At 63.6% G+C, this 16,154-nt stretch carries 14 protein-coding genes; 3 read left to right on the top strand and 11 right to left on the bottom strand.

Annotated elements, in window-relative coordinates:
• Nucleotides 1-8: 8 nt before the first annotated feature.
• The 5 genes from K349_RS0110690 to deoC form a co-directional block, all read right to left on the bottom strand.
• Nucleotides 9-956 carry an ABC transporter permease gene (locus tag K349_RS0110690; protein ID WP_029165785.1) on the bottom strand — a complete coding sequence of 316 codons (948 nt, stop codon included), beginning with the start codon at nucleotides 954-956 and terminating at the stop codon, nucleotides 9-11.
• Complete coding sequence (locus K349_RS0110685; protein WP_029165784.1) at nucleotides 946-2,208, bottom strand: ABC transporter permease; 1,263 nt, start codon at nucleotides 2,206-2,208, stop codon at nucleotides 946-948. Before K349_RS0110685 ends, K349_RS0110690 begins: the two co-directional genes overlap by 11 nt.
• Before the next feature lie 147 nt (nucleotides 2,209-2,355).
• A complete protein-coding gene (locus tag K349_RS0110675) occupies nucleotides 2,356-3,972 on the bottom strand; it encodes an ABC transporter ATP-binding protein (RefSeq protein WP_029165783.1) in 1,617 nt (538 codons plus the stop codon).
• Between the two features lie 127 nt (nucleotides 3,973-4,099).
• Nucleotides 4,100-5,167 carry a BMP family lipoprotein gene (locus K349_RS0110670; RefSeq protein ID WP_084460359.1) on the bottom strand — a complete coding sequence of 356 codons (1,068 nt, stop codon included), beginning with the start codon at nucleotides 5,165-5,167 and terminating at the stop codon, nucleotides 4,100-4,102.
• Between the two features lie 323 nt (nucleotides 5,168-5,490).
• Complete coding sequence (gene deoC / locus K349_RS0110665) at nucleotides 5,491-6,195, bottom strand: deoxyribose-phosphate aldolase (RefSeq protein WP_029165781.1); 705 nt, start codon at nucleotides 6,193-6,195, stop codon at nucleotides 5,491-5,493.
• Between the two features lie 308 nt (nucleotides 6,196-6,503).
• Between deoC and K349_RS0110655 the strand changes: the two genes are divergently transcribed.
• Nucleotides 6,504-7,307: a tetratricopeptide repeat protein gene (locus K349_RS0110655; protein ID WP_169731344.1), complete on the top strand. Its 804-nt coding sequence runs from the start codon at nucleotides 6,504-6,506 to the stop codon at nucleotides 7,305-7,307.
• Nucleotides 7,308-7,349: 42 nt separating this feature from the next.
• The gene (gene ybaK, locus K349_RS0110650) at nucleotides 7,350-7,868 is read left to right on the top strand and encodes a Cys-tRNA(Pro) deacylase (protein WP_029165778.1); all 519 of its coding nucleotides are present in this window, start codon (nucleotides 7,350-7,352) and stop codon (nucleotides 7,866-7,868) included.
• 25 nt (nucleotides 7,869-7,893) lie between these two features.
• Here the strand turns inward: ybaK and K349_RS18125 are convergent, their stop codons facing one another.
• The 4 genes from K349_RS18125 to K349_RS0110630 all read right to left on the bottom strand — a co-directional run bounded on the left by K349_RS18125 (nucleotide 7,894) and on the right by K349_RS0110630 (nucleotide 12,030).
• Nucleotides 7,894-8,823 (bottom strand): ROK family protein, encoded by a 930-nt coding sequence (locus K349_RS18125; RefSeq protein WP_051464351.1) that lies wholly within the window; start codon nucleotides 8,821-8,823, stop codon nucleotides 7,894-7,896.
• A 240-nt stretch (nucleotides 8,824-9,063) separates the two neighbouring features.
• Entirely contained in the window at nucleotides 9,064-10,710 is a 1,647-nt protein-coding gene (gene hcp, locus K349_RS0110640; protein WP_029165776.1) for a hydroxylamine reductase, read from the bottom strand.
• Nucleotides 10,711-10,743: 33 nt separating this feature from the next.
• A complete protein-coding gene (locus K349_RS0110635; protein WP_029165775.1) occupies nucleotides 10,744-11,619 on the bottom strand; it encodes an ATP-binding protein in 876 nt (291 codons plus the stop codon).
• 3 nt (nucleotides 11,620-11,622) lie between these two features.
• Entirely contained in the window at nucleotides 11,623-12,030 is a 408-nt protein-coding gene (locus K349_RS0110630) for an RrF2 family transcriptional regulator (RefSeq protein WP_029165774.1), read from the bottom strand.
• A gap of 199 nt (nucleotides 12,031-12,229) precedes the next feature.
• Here K349_RS0110630 and K349_RS19200 point away from each other — a divergent pair, with 199 nt between their 5' ends.
• Nucleotides 12,230-12,400, top strand: a complete 171-nt coding sequence (locus K349_RS19200; protein WP_157367373.1) for a hypothetical protein — start codon at nucleotides 12,230-12,232, stop codon at nucleotides 12,398-12,400.
• A gap of 123 nt (nucleotides 12,401-12,523) precedes the next feature.
• On the opposite strand, the gene K349_RS0110620 is transcribed toward K349_RS19200, so the two are convergent.
• Nucleotides 12,524-13,651: a hypothetical protein gene (locus tag K349_RS0110620; protein ID WP_157367372.1), complete on the bottom strand. Its 1,128-nt coding sequence runs from the start codon at nucleotides 13,649-13,651 to the stop codon at nucleotides 12,524-12,526.
• A gap of 138 nt (nucleotides 13,652-13,789) precedes the next feature.
• On the bottom strand, nucleotides 13,790-16,150 hold the full coding sequence (gene hypD / locus K349_RS0110615) for a trans-4-hydroxy-L-proline dehydratase (RefSeq protein WP_029165772.1): 2,361 nt from the start codon (nucleotides 16,148-16,150) through the stop codon (nucleotides 13,790-13,792).
• Nucleotides 16,151-16,154: the final 4 nt, after the last annotated feature.

Raw genomic sequence — 16,154 nt, 5'->3', positions numbered from 1 at the left:
CCCCCGCCTCAGGCGGCGTCCTTCTCGTAGGGAATGCCATCCGCGGCGGGGGCTACCGCCTTGCCCACAAACCCCACGAGGATCGCAAGGGTGAGGATGAAGGGAATCATGGCCAGGAGCTGGGAGGGGACGGGCAAGAGACGCTGCATGTCCGCCCGTCCCATGAAGACTACCAGTCCCTGGGCCGCGCCGAAGAGCAGACACGCCGCCGCCGCTCCCTGGGGTTTCCATTTGCCGAAGATCATCGCCGCCAACGCGATGAATCCCTGTCCGCAGATGAGGGTGGCGCTGAAGCGGGAGACCACGGCGACGCTCATGGCGGCCCCGCCGAATCCCGCCAGCACGCCGCCGGAGACGACCGCGAGGTACTTGAGGCGGTCCACGTCGATACCCAGGGTGTCCGCCGCCCTCGGATGCTCCCCCACGGCGCGGAGCCGCAGCCCAAGACGGGTGCGATAGAGCACGAACCAGAGCACTCCCGCCAGGAAAAATCCCACGTAGACCGTGGCATACTGATTGAGGACCATGTCCCAGAAGCCGTTCTGGGGAAAAACGCCGTTCAGCGGGCGTGAAATCTTGGCGTCCAGCGGAAGGGCAAGCGTCTGGGTGGCCCCGTCGAAGAGAAGCCGCGAGCAGAACAAGGAGATGCCGGGGCCGATGAAGTTCAGAGCGATGCCCGAGACCACCTGGTTCGCCTTGAAGGTCACACAGGCCACGGCATGAAGCAGGGCCAAAAGTCCCCCCGCGACCCCCGCGGCGACGAAACCCAGCCACGCGTCCTGAAGGAAATAGCCCACCGCGGCCCCCACGAAGGCACCGAAGGTCATCATCCCCTCCAGGCCGATGTTCACCACCCCCGCGTTTTCCGAGACGGTGCCCCCGAGCGCCGCGTAGAGAAGCGGCGTGGCGTACATGAGGGTCGTTCCCAGGATGAAGGCGACGCTCTCAAGAAACATGCCCGCGTTCCTCCTCTCCGGTGCTCGTCGTCTCCGCTTCTGTCGCCCCCACGTCTGTCGTCGCCTCCGAGATCGCGTCGTCCGTGCTTTCTTTTCGTTCCTTTTCCTGGCCGCCGGAAGCGCTCCCTCCTTCGCCGCCTTTCCTCCGCCTCCACCGCTCCGCGAGGAGAGGAGCGAGCCGCGGCATGGCCACGAAGAAGACAATGGCCCCCATGACGATGTTCACCACTTCCGTCGGAGCGCGCAGAGCGAACTGCAGTTTCGAGCCGCCGTACTTGAGAGCCCCGAAGAGCAACCCGCTGAGGACGCACCCCAGAGGCGTGTTGTTGCCGATGAGCGCCACGGCGATGCCGTCGAAGCCGAAGCCCTCCATGGCGGCGAGTTCCGCCGCCTGCCTCGTCCATCCCAGGACGTGAAACGCCCCGGCGGCACCCGCAAGGGCTCCCGCAATCGCCATGGAGCGGACGACGTTCCGTTTCACGTCGATTCCGCCGTACTCCGCGCAGGCGGGGTTAAATCCAACAGCGCGCAGTTCGTATCCGAGGACCGTCCGATTCAGGATCCACCAACACAGAAAGGCCAGCCCAAGGGCCAGAAAAATGCCCGCGTTGAAGGGCGTTCGGAGCACATCGCTCCAGAGGGGATTTGCCGCCCGCCAGGCAAGCCCTGCCTCGCCGGTCTTCCAGAGGGGGAAAAACTCGATGCGGGCCGAGTCCCGGACGAACTCCGTGGCGGTGGCGGCGGCACGGGTGATCCCCGGGCGCGTGACCATAAAGTTGTTGGAGTAAAGAGCGATCCAGTTGAGCATGATCGTGCCGATCACCTCGTTCACGCCCCAGCGGGCCTTGAGGAATCCCGCGAGGGCGCCCCAGAGCGCCGCCGCGGTCATTCCGGCCACGGCGGCGACAACGGCGTGCACCAGCGGCGGCAGCTCCACAAAGGCCCCCGTGAGCGCCGCCGCCAGGGCACCGAGGATGAACTGCCCCTCCGCCCCGATGTTGAAAAGCCCTGTGCGGAAGGCGAAGGCCACGGAGAGCCCCGTGAGAATCAGCGGCGTCGCGTAGATGACCGTGTAGGCCATGTAGCTCGGCCTCGAAAAGATTCCCTTGAGGACCACCGAAAAGGCCCGGAAGGGATCGTACCCCGCGGCGGCGAGAAAGAGCCCTCCCACGACAAATCCCATCATCACCGAGAGCAGCGTCACCACCAGCGGCGACACCCGACGGCGCTCCTTTCCCGGGGACGTCACCATGCGCATCGCACCTCCCCTCGCACGAGCATGCCACGCCACTCCGCTTCGGCGCCGGCAATTGCCGGGAGAAGCGACGGTCGCCGTTTCGAAGCGGCCTCCGGAACACCCTCTCGCACAGCCGAACCTTTCAGGCCATACCGGGAGGATTCAGGACGCGCACGCATCCGCATTCCTCCCGCCCGCCATGAGGAGCCCCAGGGTGCTCTCCTCCGCCTCGTCCCGGTCCAGCACTCCCGTGATGCGCCCTCCGCAGATCACGGCAATGCGGTCCGCCAGAGCGAGGATCTCCTCCAGCTCCAGAGAGACCAAAAGCACCGCCTTTCCCCGGTCCCGTTGCGCCGTAAGCACGCGGTGCACGTATTCGATGGCTCCCACGTCGAGCCCCCGGGTCGGCTGGGCAGCGATGAGCAGCTCCGGATCGGACGACACTTCCCGGGCGATGATCACCTTCTGCTGGTTCCCCCCGGAGAGCGCTTTCGCCGGGTGCTCCGCCGCAGGAGGCCGCACGTCGAAACGCCGGATCAACTCCTCCGCGAAGGCCCGAATGGCTTTTCGGTCCAGAATGCCCCGCTTCGAGAAAGGTTTCCGGCGCACCCGTTCGAGCACCAGGTTCTCCGCCACGGAGAAGTCCGCCACGAGCCCACGGCGCTGCCGGTCCTCCGGAATCGTGGCGATCCCCCTGTCCAGGATCTCCCGGGGAGAACGGTTCGTGATCTCCTCCCCCCGGAAGAACACTCCTCCCGACTCGACGCGCCGCAATCCCGTCAGGGCCTCCACCAGCTCGCTCTGGCCGTTGCCGTCCACGCCGGCGAGCCCGAGGATCTCCCCGGCCCGCACCTCCAGGGAGAGCCCTTTCAGGCGCGGAAGTCCCCGGTTGCACCGCACCCGAAGATCCTTCACGGCAAGGACGATCTCCCCGGGCCGGAACGGTCCCTTCGCCACCGCGAAGCTCACAGGACGCCCCACCATCTTCTCCGCCAGATCACCCTCCGACACGGCGGCCACCTCCACCGTATCGATCCGCTTGCCTCTGCGGATGATGGTGCAGCGGTCCGCCATGGCCTTGATCTCCCGGAGCTTGTGGGTAATCAACAGCACCGACCGTCCCTCGGCGGTGAGATTGCGCAGGATCTCCCCGAGAAAGAGCACCTCCTGGGGCGTGAGCACCGCCGTGGGCTCGTCGAGGATCAGAAGTTCCGCGCCCCGGTAGAGCGCCTTCAGAATCTCCACGCGCTGCTGCATCCCCACGGAGATGTCCGCGATCTTCGCCTCCGGGTCCACCTCCAGACCGTATTGCTCCGAGAGGCGGCGCACCTCCTCCCGGGCCCGCCGCATGTCCAGAATGCCCAGACATCCCTTCGCCGGCTCCCTTCCGAGCACGATGTTCTCCGCCACCGAAAAGGGATTCACGAGCATGAAGTGCTGGTGTACCATGCCGATCCCCCTGGAGATGGCCACGTTCGGATCGGTCATGCGGACCAGCTCGCCCCGGATGCGGATCTCTCCGGACGTGGGCTGGTACAGGCCGTAGAGCTGATTCACGAGGGTGGTCTTGCCCGCACCGTTCTCCCCCAGAAGAGCATGCACCTCTCCGCGGCGCACCGCAAGATCGATGGCGTCGTTGGCGGTGAAGGATCCGAAGCGTTTGGTGATGCGCCGCATCTCCACCATCTCCGCCGCGGTCCCACCATGCGCCGGGCCAGGCCCGCCGGACGTGCGTCCCATTCTCTCCCTCAGATCCGCTCCCCTTCCGGAACCGGCCACGAGGCAACCTCCTTCGACATGCGGCACACCGCACACATCCGTTTCTCCTGTCGCAAAAGGGCGGCCTGTGCAGGGCCGCCCTTTTGCGACGAAAGGAAGAAAAGACGCTTCTTCCGAGGTGTGCTTCCTACTTCACTTCGAAGGTCGCGAAGGTCTCCTTGGAGAAAGGCACCACGATCTCTCCGGCGATGATGCGCGCCTTGAGTGCCTCCACATCGGCCAGAAGCGCCGCGTCCACGTGCTTCGACGTGGTGGGGGCGATGTCCACGCCGCCCTCGGCGAGACCGTAGGAGATGGTGCTTCCTCCCTGCCATTTCCCCTCGACGAGATCCTTCGCCACGTTGAAGATCGCGTTGTCCACCCGCTTCATGGCGCTGGTGAGCACATTGTCCGGCGCGAGATAGTTCTGGTCGCGGTCCACGCCGATGGCCCACTTGCCCTGTTCTCTCGCCGCCTCGATGACGCCGTCACCCGCGCCGCCGGCGGCATGAAACACGATGTCCGCCCCCTGCTGATACATGCTGTTGGCGATGCTCTTGCCCTTCGCCGCGTCGGTGAAGGACTCCGCGTACTGACCGAGTACCTCCACGTTTTTGTTCGCCTGCATCACCCCGGCCCGGTAGCCGTATTCGAAGCCCCAAATCACCGGGAAGGACATGCCTCCCACAAAGCCGACCTTGCCGGTCTTCGTCATCTTACCAGCGATGTACCCCACCAGGAAGGACGCCTGCTCCGCCTTGAAAACCACACCGACGAGGTTCTTCGGCGTCTCGTCCCAGGCGAAGTCGATGATGGCGTACTTCTGGTCGGGATTCTGCTTCGCCGCGTCCAGCACCACGTCGGCCATCTTGAAGCCGATTCCCCAGATCAGATCCGTTCCCGCGTCGAGGAGTGTCTCCAGGTTCGGCCCGTAGTCCGCGTCCTGCTTCGATTCGATGTAGGCGACCTTCACGTCCAACTCCTTCTCCGCCCGCTGCAATCCCTCCCAGGCGGACTGGTTGAACGACTGGTCGTTCACGCCCCCCACGTCGGTGATCATGGCGATGGAGACTTCCGCCGAGGCGACTCCCGGCGCGAGGGCGACCGACACCGCAAGAACGAACATACCCAGAACAGCGACGATACCGCCCATCCTCCGGAAGAAACGCCCTCCCGCTTCTGTTCCTTTTCCGTTACCGCAGATGTGCATTTGCATGACTTTCCATCGTCCTTTCGTTCTTCCGTCGCCATCGCTCCGGGGCGGGAAAAAGCTCCCGCTCTCCGAAGCCGCCCACCGGTTCGTTCCATACCGCTTGCCACGATGCTACCGCCTCAACGGCGAACATGCAAGACAAAGAGTCAGCTTCTCGATGCTCTCCCATGCTCCGTTGCGCTTCCGCACCGGGAGTGACCGTCTCTGCGACGTTTCCACCGGGGAAGCGCGCTTTCGGAGCTCGCCCCGCATCCGTCCGTCAACGTCGGGCGAGATCCAAAGCCTTCTTCTCCGCAGCGCGCTTCCTGCCGAATCCCTCCCGACGGTCAGGCCGAAAGATGTCCCCTCCGTGGAAGCGCCTCGATGATGGCAGCCCCGGAAGACGTTCCAAGGCGGCTCGCCCCCGCGTCGAGCATCCGGAGGGCATCCTCCAGGATACGGATGCCCCCCGACGCCTTCACCCCCATGCGGTTGCCCACCGTGCGCCGCAGGAGCCGCACATCCTCCACCGTGGCGCCGCCCTTGCCGAACCCCGTTGAGGTCTTCACGAACAGCGCTCCGGCCCGTTCCACCGCGCCACAGGCGGCCACCTTCTCACCGTCGTCGAGAAGACAGGCCTCGATGATCACCTTCACAAGCGCTCCCTCTCCCCGGGCGCATTCCGTGACGGCCCGGATGTCCTCCTCCACGCCGGAGAGGTCACCCGCCTTGAGAAGTCCCACGTTGAGCACCATATCGAGTTCCCGAGCGCCATCCCGGAGGGCGAAGAGCGCCTCCTGAGCCTTGACGTCGGAAAGGTTCGCGCCCAGCGGGAAGCCGACCACCGTGCACACCGCCACATCGCTCCCGGAAAGATGCTCCGCCGCAAACGCCACGTAGCAGGGGTTGACACAGACCGACGCGAAGTGATACTCCATCGCCTCCTCACAGAGCCGACGAATATCCTCCGGCATGGCCCCCGGGTGCAACAACGTCGAATCGATGGTGCCCGCCAGCGTCTCCCTGGTCCAGCCGTTTCCGCTTGCCTCCATGCGCTCTCGCACCTCCTTATTGCCGTGTTCCGGCGTCCTCCAACATATCCAGGCCTCTCCGCGCACCGCATGTTCTCCCACCCTTCACCGCCCTCACGGCAAAGGGTTTTCTCCCGGGAAATCCCTCGCTCCTGACGCATTCCAGCGGCAGATAGGGACTTCCGGCATATTGACTTTTCTTTCATCCCAAAGAAGAATCTGTCGTCGGCCTTCAACGCCGTGACCCGCATCACGATATCACGCTTTTCCGGGTTTTGTATCACATGTTGTCGCACAGATCCATACGAGACGAAAGGGGCTTCTTTTCCATGGAAACGTCTCTTCCCTCGCACTGGGGAAAACCGGCCAGCCTCGCGTCGGAACGGACAAGGAACGGCATTTCCTGTCCGATGTGGCAGCGATGCGTTCTCGTCTTCGCCATTCTAGCATTGACCGATCCTCTTTGCCGCATCTCTTGGGCACAGAGTCCTTCTTCCTCCACTTCTCCCGCGCAGCACATGACGGCACGCCAGGCCTACAGCGAGGGCATCGACCTCCTGCGGCGTCGGCGCATCGACGACGCCGTCGCGGCCTTTCGCCGAGCAGTGGAAGCCGACGCGGGTTTCGCCGCAGCCTGGGCGGAACTCGGGCTCGCGCTCGAAGGGCTGGAGCGTCACGAACAAGCCGCGGAAGCCCTGGAGCGAGCACTGGCCCTTCGTCCGGACTACTCCATCGCCCGGTACATCCTCGGCACCGCCTGCAACGCCCTGGGAAGGTGGGACAACGCCCTGGGATGCTTCGAGGAGATTCTCTCCAAACACCCCTCCTTCGTCGCCTATCCGGAATTCCACTACCAGCGGGGACGGGCCCTCATGGGGTTGCACCGGTGGAACGACGCGGCGGAAAGCATGTGCGAGGCCGTTCGCATCAATCCGAACTACAGCCAGGCCCATTGGGAGCTGGCGCGCATCTACGACATGCTCGGCTTCGCCCCCCTGGGCGAGGAAGCCCGTCGCACCGCCCTGCACCTCGATCCCTCCCTGCGGCACTTGGCGGATCTTCCCGGGCTGGAGGAAACACCGACGCTCCCCGCCGCCGCGACAGCGACGGGAATGACGGTTCTGGGCAAGTGACACGGCACATCGCGTGCCATTGATCGTTTCCGGAGGAATCCCATGAAAAAGACGAACGCCGTGCGGCTTCTGGACAAGCTGGGTATACCCTACGAACTGATGGAATATCCCGTGGACGAAGAGGACGTGAGCGCCGAGAACGTCGCCTCCAAGGTGGGCATGCCGCTGGAGCGGGTCTTCAAGACGCTCGTGGCCAGAGGCGACCGCACGGGTGTGCTCGTGGCGTCCATTCCCGGCGGCGCGGAGCTGGATCTGAAGAAACTCGCCGCCTTGAGCGGCAACAAGCGGGTGGAACTGGTAGCCCTCAAGGAAGTGCAGCCCCTCACGGGATACATCCGCGGGGGTGTCTCCCCTCTGGGCATGAAGAAGACCTACCCCTACTTTCTCGATGAAAGCGCGTTCCATGCGGACCCCGGAAGCTGGAGCACCGTTCCCGCCTTTCCCCTCGGCGGGCGCATTTCCGTGAGCGCCGGAGTCCGGGGCTGCCAGATCGTCCTGGAGCCCGAGGACCTGCGCCGTGCCACCGGCGCCGTTACGGGAGACCTGATCCACTCATCCTGACGGAGCATACTCTCCGGAGGCGCGTTCACGCCCCCGCGCCGCCTCTCTCCGCCCGTACCCACAGAGCCTGGGCCGCCGCACCCACCGCCGCGGCGAGGCTCCCCAGCTCACTCACCCGCAGCTCCACCTTCCCCTTGAAGGGCAGTGCGAGATAGGGCTCCACCCGGAGCCGCAGTGCATCGAGGAATCCCTCGCCCCGGCTCAGCCCTCCGCCGAGGATGATCGCCTGGGGATCGAAGATGTGCGCCACCGAGGCGACGGACCGCGCATAGGAGTCAAGCAGGCGTTCCCAAACGGGGGCTGCCCGTCCGTTCCTCTCGCCCCAGAGCATCCGGAGATCCGGAACGAGGCCGAGTTCCCTGGCGTGGCGCTCTCCGGGATCCGCGCCGCCCACCGCCTCCAGGTGCCCCACACCGCCGCACCCACACTGCTCGAAGGTACCGACCACCATGTGCCCGATCTCACCCCCCATGCCGCTGCTTCCCAAAAACAGGCGTCCTCCCAGGACGATGCCGCCGCCGATGCCCGTCCCCAACGTGAACACCACATAATCCGAAAGCCCCCGGGCCGCGCCGCCCCACCCCTCGCCCAAAGCGTAGCAGTTGGCGTCGTTCTCCAGAACGACAAAGCGCTCGAGCTTCTCCGCCAGAAGACGCCGCAGAGGGACCCCAGCCCACCCGGGAAAGTTCGGCGGCTTGAGTGCGTGCTCCCGCTCCAGGTCGAGCATGCTCGGGACCCCTACCCCCACGGGAACATTCCTCGGGGCAAGGCGATCCGAAAGATCCCTAATCTGGTCCGTCACATCCTCCAGCGCCCTGCCCGGCGCCGTCGCCTCCTCCAGGGACTCCTCCACCACGCCGTCCACCACACGGGCGGCAAAGATCTTGTGTCCCCCCAGGTCCACCCCCACCGCGCATCCAGAAATGTCGGGCAGTCCGCCTTCATGCCGTATCATCCTCCCGCCTCCCTTCCCGTCCAGTATACCCAAAGAGCACCGTTTCAACGGTTCCTGATGCAAAGAAGCAAATGCGAAACGGCCCCGTTCCAGGAACGGGGCCGTTTCGGGCTCAAAAATCCGTATCGCGGCACTCCGATCGCCCGCACCTTTTGATGGGAATCCCTCCAGCGAGGGCGACCTTTGTAAGCAAGATCATTGTTTCCGCCGCTGCACTCCTGTGCTTGCCTTCCGGCCCAATCAGCCGAGGATAGCCTTCAGGTCCTCCTCGGGGGTGGTGATGGGCATGAGGTTGAACTTCTCCTGGAGCACCGCCAGTACAGGGGGCTTGACAAAAGCGGGCAGGGAAGGGCCGATGCGCATGTTCTTCACTCCCAAGTGCAGCAGAGAGAGGAGGATGCACACGGCTTTCTGCTCGTACCAGGAGAGCACCAGTGACAGGGGCAAGCCGTTTACGTCGGTCTGGAATGCCTCGGCAAGGGCCATGGCGATGCGCACCGCCGAATAGGCGTCGTTGCACTGCCCCACGTCGAGAAGACGGGGAATGCCCTCGATATCGCCGAAATCGAGCTTGTTGAAGCGGTATTTGCCGCAGGCGAGGGTAAGGATGACGCAGTCCGACGGTATCTGCTTCGCCAGATCCGTGTAGTAACTGCGCCCCGGCTTCGCTCCGTCGCATCCGCCCACGAGAAAGAAGTGGCGGATCTTGCCCGCCTTCACCAGGTCGATGACCTTTCCGGCGGCACCCATCACGGCGTTCCGTCCGAATCCGACCAGAATGCGATGCTCCGGCTCGTCCTCGGCGAACCCCGGAGCGGCGAGGGCAGCCTCGATAACCGGAGAGAAGTCCTTCTCCGGGCCGATATGGACGGCTCCCGGCCAGGCCACGAGCCCGGTGGTGAAGATTCTGCCCAGATAACTGTCCTTGGGCTTCTGAATGCAGTTGGTGGTCATGAGGATGGGCCCGGGAAACGCGTCGAACTCCTCGCGCTGATTCTGCCAGGCACTTCCGTAGTTTCCCGCGAGGTGGGAATATTTCTTCAGCCCCGGATAAGCCAGACAGGGAAGCATCTCCCCGTGAGTGTAGATCTTGATCCCTTTCCCTTCGGTCTGCCGGAGGAGCAGCTCCAGATCGCGGAGGTCGTGCCCCGAGACGAGGATAGCCTTACCCTTCACGGGGGTCACCCGAACGCTCGTCGGCTCGGGATGGCCGTAGGTTTCCGTGTTGGCCCCGTCGAGAAGTTCCATGACCCGGATGTTCCACTTGCCCGCTTCGAGGGCCTTTCCGGTGAGTTCCTCCACCGAAAACGTCTCGGCGCTGAGGAAGTCGAGAAAATCGTGGAAGAATCCCATCACATCGTCGTCCACATGGCCGAGCACGGCGGCGTGGTCCGCATAGGCGGCGCTTCCCTTGAGCCCAAGAAGCACCAGGTCGTGCAATCCCTGTACCACCTCACCCCGCTTCTCGGCAAACGCCTCGGGGTTGACCTCGCCACCCTGGCGGATCAGGCCGTTCCGGTCCGGCGCGAGGGCAAAAGCAGCGGGACCGCCGAGAACTTCAGGGATCTTCCCCGCTTTGGCGCAGGCATCCTCGTAGAGCTTCTTCGCCTCGGAACGCACCGCCCCGGCCCTGCGGATCATGGTCTCCATGCGCTCTTCGTCGAAGTTGACGTTGGTGATGGTGGTAAACAGCGCCTCCACGACGAACCGGTCGATTCCGGCATCCTTGGCCCCGAGCTGCCGCGCCCGGGCGGCATACATGGAAATCCCCTTGGTTACGTAGAGCAGCACATCCTGAAGATCCGCCACCTCCGGGCTCTTGCCGCATACGCCCCAGGCCGTGCATCCCGTTCCCTTTGCCGTCTGCTCGCACTGGTAACAGAACATGAAATTCTTCCCCCTTCGCTCTCGAAAAATATGCTACCCCTGTCTGCGAAAACGATATCGCGTCGTTCCGTCCTCCAGAATGTCCCCGCGAATGCCCACACGCACCAGACGCAGGTCCAGAGCACGTCCCACCTGCTCCACCGCGTTCTCCACCAATCGCTTCAACCCGCCGCAACAGGGAACTTCCATATAGATGACCGAAATCGACGGTGTCGCGTTAGCTTCTATGATAGCAGCGATCTTTTCTTGGTAAAAGGCGGCATCGTCCAGTTTGGGACATCCCACGAGGCATACCCGGTTCGGACCCCGCAGAAAAGCCGCGTGGAAATCGGGGTGGGCGAAGGCGGTGCAGTCCGCGGCCATCACCAGATGCGCACCCTGCAGGTAGGGGGCGTTCACGGGAACGAGCTTGAGCTGCACGGGCCAGTTGGCGAGTTCGGACATCGCACTTCGAGGCGCTTCGTCGGCGGCCCGCTGCTCCTCCCGGAGCGGTTCTCCCCTCTGCTCCAGAGATCGTGCGGCCGTGCCGGGACACCCTTTTCCGCGCTCTCCGGGGGCACCCCGCAGATCCCGCACCGCTGTTCCGGGGCAACCGCAAGGCAATGTCCCCTCCGAAACAGCCGGTCCGGAGAGAGGCTCCGCCTCTTCCCCGCCCGAAGCCCTAGCCGCCAGATGGCGCTTCACCGCCTCTTCGTCATAGGGAGCGGCCTCGCGCTCCACAAAGGTAATGGCGCCGCGGGGGCACTCGCCGATGCAGTCCCCAAGTCCGTCGCAGTAGGAATCACTCACGAGCTTCGCCTTGCCGTCCACGATGCGGATCGCTCCCTCGTGGCAGGCTTCGGCGCACTGACCGCACCCGTCACATTTGCTCTCGTCGATCTCGATGATCCGCCGCACGTTCTTTCCCATTGTTCATGTCCTCCCTCTCAGGTCCGCAAGGGTTTTCTCCCGCAGATACCCCACGAATTGCCGGGTCAGGTCCGCGAGAAGCCCGCCGAAGAGACAACTTCCGAAGGGGCACTCCGCCCGACGGAGCAGGCAGGCGTTCTCCCGGGGAACTCCTTCCATGGCCAGGTAGATCTGAAACAGCGTGATCTCCTCGGGAGCCCTGGCGAGGGCGAAGCCTCCCCGGGGGCCTCGGGTGGAAACCACGAGGCCTTCCTTGACAAGGCGCTGAAAAACCTTTGCCAGGTGCGCTTCGGAGGCACCTGTCGCGGCGGCCATGTCCTTCACGCTCATGCGCTCTTCCGGCCCAGCGAGCAACCCCATGCCGTGGAACGCCAAAGACACCGCTTCCGAAATCTGAACCACCGTACTCATGGTTGCCTCCTCTCTATTTTGGAAAAACAATACCTGAATACCTATTTTTTGTCAAGGGCATTCGATATGGCCGAAGATCCGTTTTCCGACAAGGATCTCTTTCCAGAAGAGCGTTTGCAAGGGGGGGTTTCCAGTTTTCGGGGAACATAGCCGAAACTGAGGATGTGGTATCCTAAGGGGAGCAAAGGAGGTGATGCCCATGGATGCGATCGATGCGATCCACTCCGCGAATGCCGCGGGAACGGCCGTGCAGATTCAGATGGCCGTAACGAACAAGATCATGGACACGACTACGGCACTGCAGCAAGATATGATTTCGCAGCTCTTTGCCAGTGTGGGCATCGGCAGAAACCTCGACGTGATGGGTTGAGGCTCCCCCATCCCAAGGCGGGGTCCCCCAGGGGACCCCGCCTTCGTCGTCAACGTGTCTTCTCCAAACGTGTTCTCCTGTTCCTCCATACGTCTCGCTCCGGCCTTTCTTCGCACTTCCTCTTCAGGGGCCGCAGGTCCGCCGCACCAAGGCAAGCGTCTCCGGAGCGATCACAAGGAGCACATGAGTCTCCTCAGGGGGAACATCGGTCCGGGCAAGCTCCACGAAAGATCCGTCCCCGCATCGCAGCATCGCAGACAGGGACTCCGTCTCCTTCCGGTTGTCCATGCCGATCACGAAGGAACCGTCCTCGCGCAGCAAAAAATCCCGTTCCTCGAAGGCATCCTCCGCCGCATCGTCTCCGACGACAAGAGCGATTCGCGAAGTCTCCGCAACCTCCCCCTCCGGAAAGGCGAGAAGTCCCGCAACCTTCCGAGGGAAGCGCACGAACAGAGAATTGGAGACCTCCCCCGAAGTGAATTCCACGGAGAGAGGGCCGGCATCCATTCCGTAGACGTAGGGAACACGGAGCGTGAAGGGGGATGTGTTGTCCACGGTCTGTCGCGTACCGTCGGGGAAGCGCACCGTGCACTGTCCTTTCAGGTTCTGCCCCCGGATGTGAAGGAAATTTGTCACGGGGTCAGCGTTCACGCGCAGAAGCAAAGGGGTTTCTTTTCCCGCGTTGAGCACCCCTGCGGGAATGAAGTGCCTTGGAAAGGCGCCGATGTTCTTCACCGCGTCCGCCGACGCGGGCGAGGGATCGCCCGCGACCTTCCGGGTGATCCAGTTCTTGACCATGGTGTAGCGCGCCTCCAGGCTGAGGCTTCCCTCCAGGCTCACCAGGACCCGTTCCCCCGGAGCGAATCCGGAGGGCCACACGAAGCGAACCGCATCGGCGCTCACCGCCCGGGGGACCACGGCAACCCTGGAACGCTCTCCGTGGAGCACCACCTTCACGGTGCCGATGCGCTTTTCGTCCAGGCGAAAGACACTCGCCCCCCGGGAGGCGGGATTCTCCAGAAGGAGCATTTCATCGCCGGGATGGGCCGCACAGGTCCAGTACCAGTCTCCCGGGTCCTCCGGATCGGCGATCCGCGTGCTGCCGAGTCCGAGGGTTTCGTTTTTCAGATACACCGCAAAGGGCTCTTCTCCCGTTTCCCCGAAAGCTGCACCGGCACCTCCTCCGGGCACGGACACCCCTACCAGCAGGAAAATACACAGAGTGAGCAAACGCAACGACATTCGTGCCACGGGCAATCCCCTCCTTCGCCTCCGAAAAACGAACGCTCTTTCTCCTAGACTTCTCCCGGGAAACAGACGTTCTGTGGCAACGACAAAGGGGCACGGGCAGCATCGAGGGAGCGAGCCGCCCCCTCGATGCCACAAACCCTAGAAGCCCTCCTGGGCAGTCCGGGCGATGATCTCCTCCTGATGATGAATGTCCAGGTCCACGAAATAGTCGCTGTATCCGGCGACGCGCACCAACAGGTCCCGGTATTCCATGGGAGTCTTCTGGGCGGCACGGAGCGTCTCCGTGTCCACCACGTTGAACTGGATGTGGTGCCCGCCGAGGCGGAAATAGCTCCGCACGAGCTGCGTGAGCTTTTCGAGCCCCTCCTCCCCGGCGAGGACCGAGGGAAGGAAGCGCTGGTTCAAGAGCGTTCCGCCGGACTTGATCTGGTCCATCTTGCCCAGGGACTTGATCACCGCCGTGGGACCCTTGCGGTCCGCTCCATGGGAGGGCGACGTGCCGTCCGACTCGGGAAGGTGAGCGAAGCGTCCGTTGGGCGTGGCGCCGAGCTTCTTGCCGAAGTAGATGTGGCAGGTGGTGGAGAGCATGTTCAGATGGTAGGTGTTTCCCTTGGTACTCGGTTTGCCGTCGATGGTGCGGAAGAGCGAGTCGTAGACTCGGCGCATGATGTCGTCCGCGTAGTCGTCGTCGTTGCCGTAGAAGGGAGTGCGGTTGAAGACGAAGAGCCGGAGCTGCTCCTCCCCCTCCCAGTTCTTCGCCAGGGCACCGAGCAATCTCTCCATCGGAACGGTCTTCTCCTCGAAGACATGCTTCTTCAGAACGGACATGCTGTCCGTCACGGTACCGATGCCGCAGCACTGGATATAGGTCGTGTTGTACCTGGGACCGCTGTTGTAATAGTCCTTCCCCTTTTTGATGCAGTCGGCGATGACCACCGAGAGGAACGGCGCGGGGGCGTACTGGGCGTACATGCGCTCCAGGTAGTTGTTCACCCGGATCTTCGTGTCCACCACGAAGGCGAGCTGTTTCTCGAAGGCCGCATAGAGGTCGTCGAAGGAGGTGAAGGAGCGGGGATCCCCCGTCTCCATGCCGATTTTCTTTCCCGACAGGGGGTCTGTGCCGTTGTTGAGCACGAGTTCGAGTACCTTGGGCACGTTGAGATATCCCGTGAGAAGATAGGCCTCCTTGCCGAAGGCTCCGGTCTCGACACAGCCGCTGGTGCCGCCTTCGCGGGCATCCTCCGGTGTCTTGCCGACCCGGATCTGTTCCATGACCACCGCGTCGGCGTTGAAGAGCGAGGGATAGCCCAGACCGTTCCGGATGACCCGCCCCGCCGCCTTGAGGAGACGGTCCGGAGTCTTGGCACTCACCTGCACGTTTCCCTGGGGCTGGAGAAGACGCAACTCGTCCATGACCTCCAGGATGATATAGGAAACTTCACTGGATCCATCGGAACCGTCGGGACGCAATCCGCCCAGGTTGATGTTCGTGAAGTCGTTGTAGGTACCGCTCTCGGCGGCGGTGACGCCCACCTTGGGAGGCGCGGGGGTATTGTTCACCTTGATCCAGAAGCAGGAGAGCAGCTCCTTGGCACGGTCCCGGTCGAGCGTTCCCGAGGCGGTCTCCGCCTCGTAGAAGGGGGCGAGATGCTGGTCCAGGTGCCCGGGGCTCATGGCATCCCAGCCGTTCAGCTCCGTGATGGTCCCGAGATGGACGAACCAGTACATCTGCAACGCCTCCCAAAAGGTTCGCGGCGCGTGAGCGGGCACGCGGCGGCAGACCCGGGCGATCTGGAGCAGTTCCTCCCTTCGGGCGGGATTCTTTTCCGAAGCGGCCATCTCCTCCGCGAGGGCGGCATGGCGCTCGGCGAAGAGAATCGCCGCGTCGCAGGAGATGTCCATCGCCTTGAGTTCCTCGTCCTTCTCCGTCGCCTCGGGGTCATTCAGGAAGTCCAGCGCTGCCCTTGTCTCGGCGATCTCCTTCTTGAAGTCCAGCATGCCCTTGCGGTAAATGGTCCCGTCGAGCGAGGTGTGGCCGGGGGCCCGCTGCTCCATGAACTCCGTAAAGAGCCCCGCCTCGTAGAGGTCCTTCCACCCCTGGGGGATCTCCGCGAAGGCGCGGTCGCGCATGCTCCGCCCCTTCCAGTAGGGGATCACCACGTTCCGGTAAAGTTCCACGTCCTTGGGATCGACCAGGTAGCGCTGCATCGGTCTGGTGTGGAGCACCTCCAGATCCTCCACGGAATGACAGGTCAGCTCTGGAAAGGTGGAGACCGCCTTGGGAGCCGGGCCGCGCTCTCCCACGATCAGTTCGTCCTCGCCGATGTAGATGGTCTTCTTCTCGCAGAGATTCTTGAAATTCAGCGCCCGAAGCACGGGAACGGAATACCGTCCCGCGTTCTCCCGGTAGAACTCCGTCACGAGCACCGCCCTTTCGGCGGAAAAACTCGGAGCGGTCTCGAAGCTCAGGTGCCGCAGCCGCTTCACTCGTTCGTTCATGATC

Origin of the sequence: Aminiphilus circumscriptus DSM 16581 (assembly GCF_000526375.1) — a bacterium.
In the GTDB taxonomy this organism is placed as follows: Bacteria; Synergistota; Synergistia; order Synergistales; family Aminiphilaceae; genus Aminiphilus; species Aminiphilus circumscriptus.
The sequence above is the reverse complement of the archived record's forward strand: the minus strand, read 5'-3'. Positions and strand labels throughout refer to the sequence as shown.

Bases quoted from the DNA above. Each gene is read 5' to 3' on its own strand.
- K349_RS0110690 (WP_029165785.1), bottom strand. From the start codon at position 956: ATGTTTCTTGAGAGCGTCGCCTTCATCCTGGGAACGACCCTCATGTAC.
- K349_RS0110685 (WP_029165784.1), bottom strand. From the start codon at position 2,208: ATGGTGACGTCCCCGGGAAAGGAGCGCCGTCGGGTGTCGCCGCTGGTG.
- K349_RS0110670 (WP_084460359.1), bottom strand. From the start codon at position 5,167: ATGCAAATGCACATCTGCGGTAACGGAAAAGGAACAGAAGCGGGAGGG.
- deoC (WP_029165781.1), bottom strand. From the start codon at position 6,195: ATGGAGGCAAGCGGAAACGGCTGGACCAGGGAGACGCTGGCGGGCACC.
- K349_RS0110655 (WP_169731344.1), top strand. From the start codon at position 6,504: ATGGAAACGTCTCTTCCCTCGCACTGGGGAAAACCGGCCAGCCTCGCG.
- ybaK (WP_029165778.1), top strand. From the start codon at position 7,350: ATGAAAAAGACGAACGCCGTGCGGCTTCTGGACAAGCTGGGTATACCC.
- K349_RS18125 (WP_051464351.1), bottom strand. From the start codon at position 8,823: ATGATACGGCATGAAGGCGGACTGCCCGACATTTCTGGATGCGCGGTG.
- hcp (WP_029165776.1), bottom strand. From the start codon at position 10,710: ATGTTCTGTTACCAGTGCGAGCAGACGGCAAAGGGAACGGGATGCACG.
- K349_RS0110635 (WP_029165775.1), bottom strand. From the start codon at position 11,619: ATGGGAAAGAACGTGCGGCGGATCATCGAGATCGACGAGAGCAAATGT.
- K349_RS0110630 (WP_029165774.1), bottom strand. From the start codon at position 12,030: ATGAGTACGGTGGTTCAGATTTCGGAAGCGGTGTCTTTGGCGTTCCAC.
- K349_RS19200 (WP_157367373.1), top strand. From the start codon at position 12,230: ATGGATGCGATCGATGCGATCCACTCCGCGAATGCCGCGGGAACGGCC.
- hypD (WP_029165772.1), bottom strand. From the start codon at position 16,150: ATGAACGAACGAGTGAAGCGGCTGCGGCACCTGAGCTTCGAGACCGCT.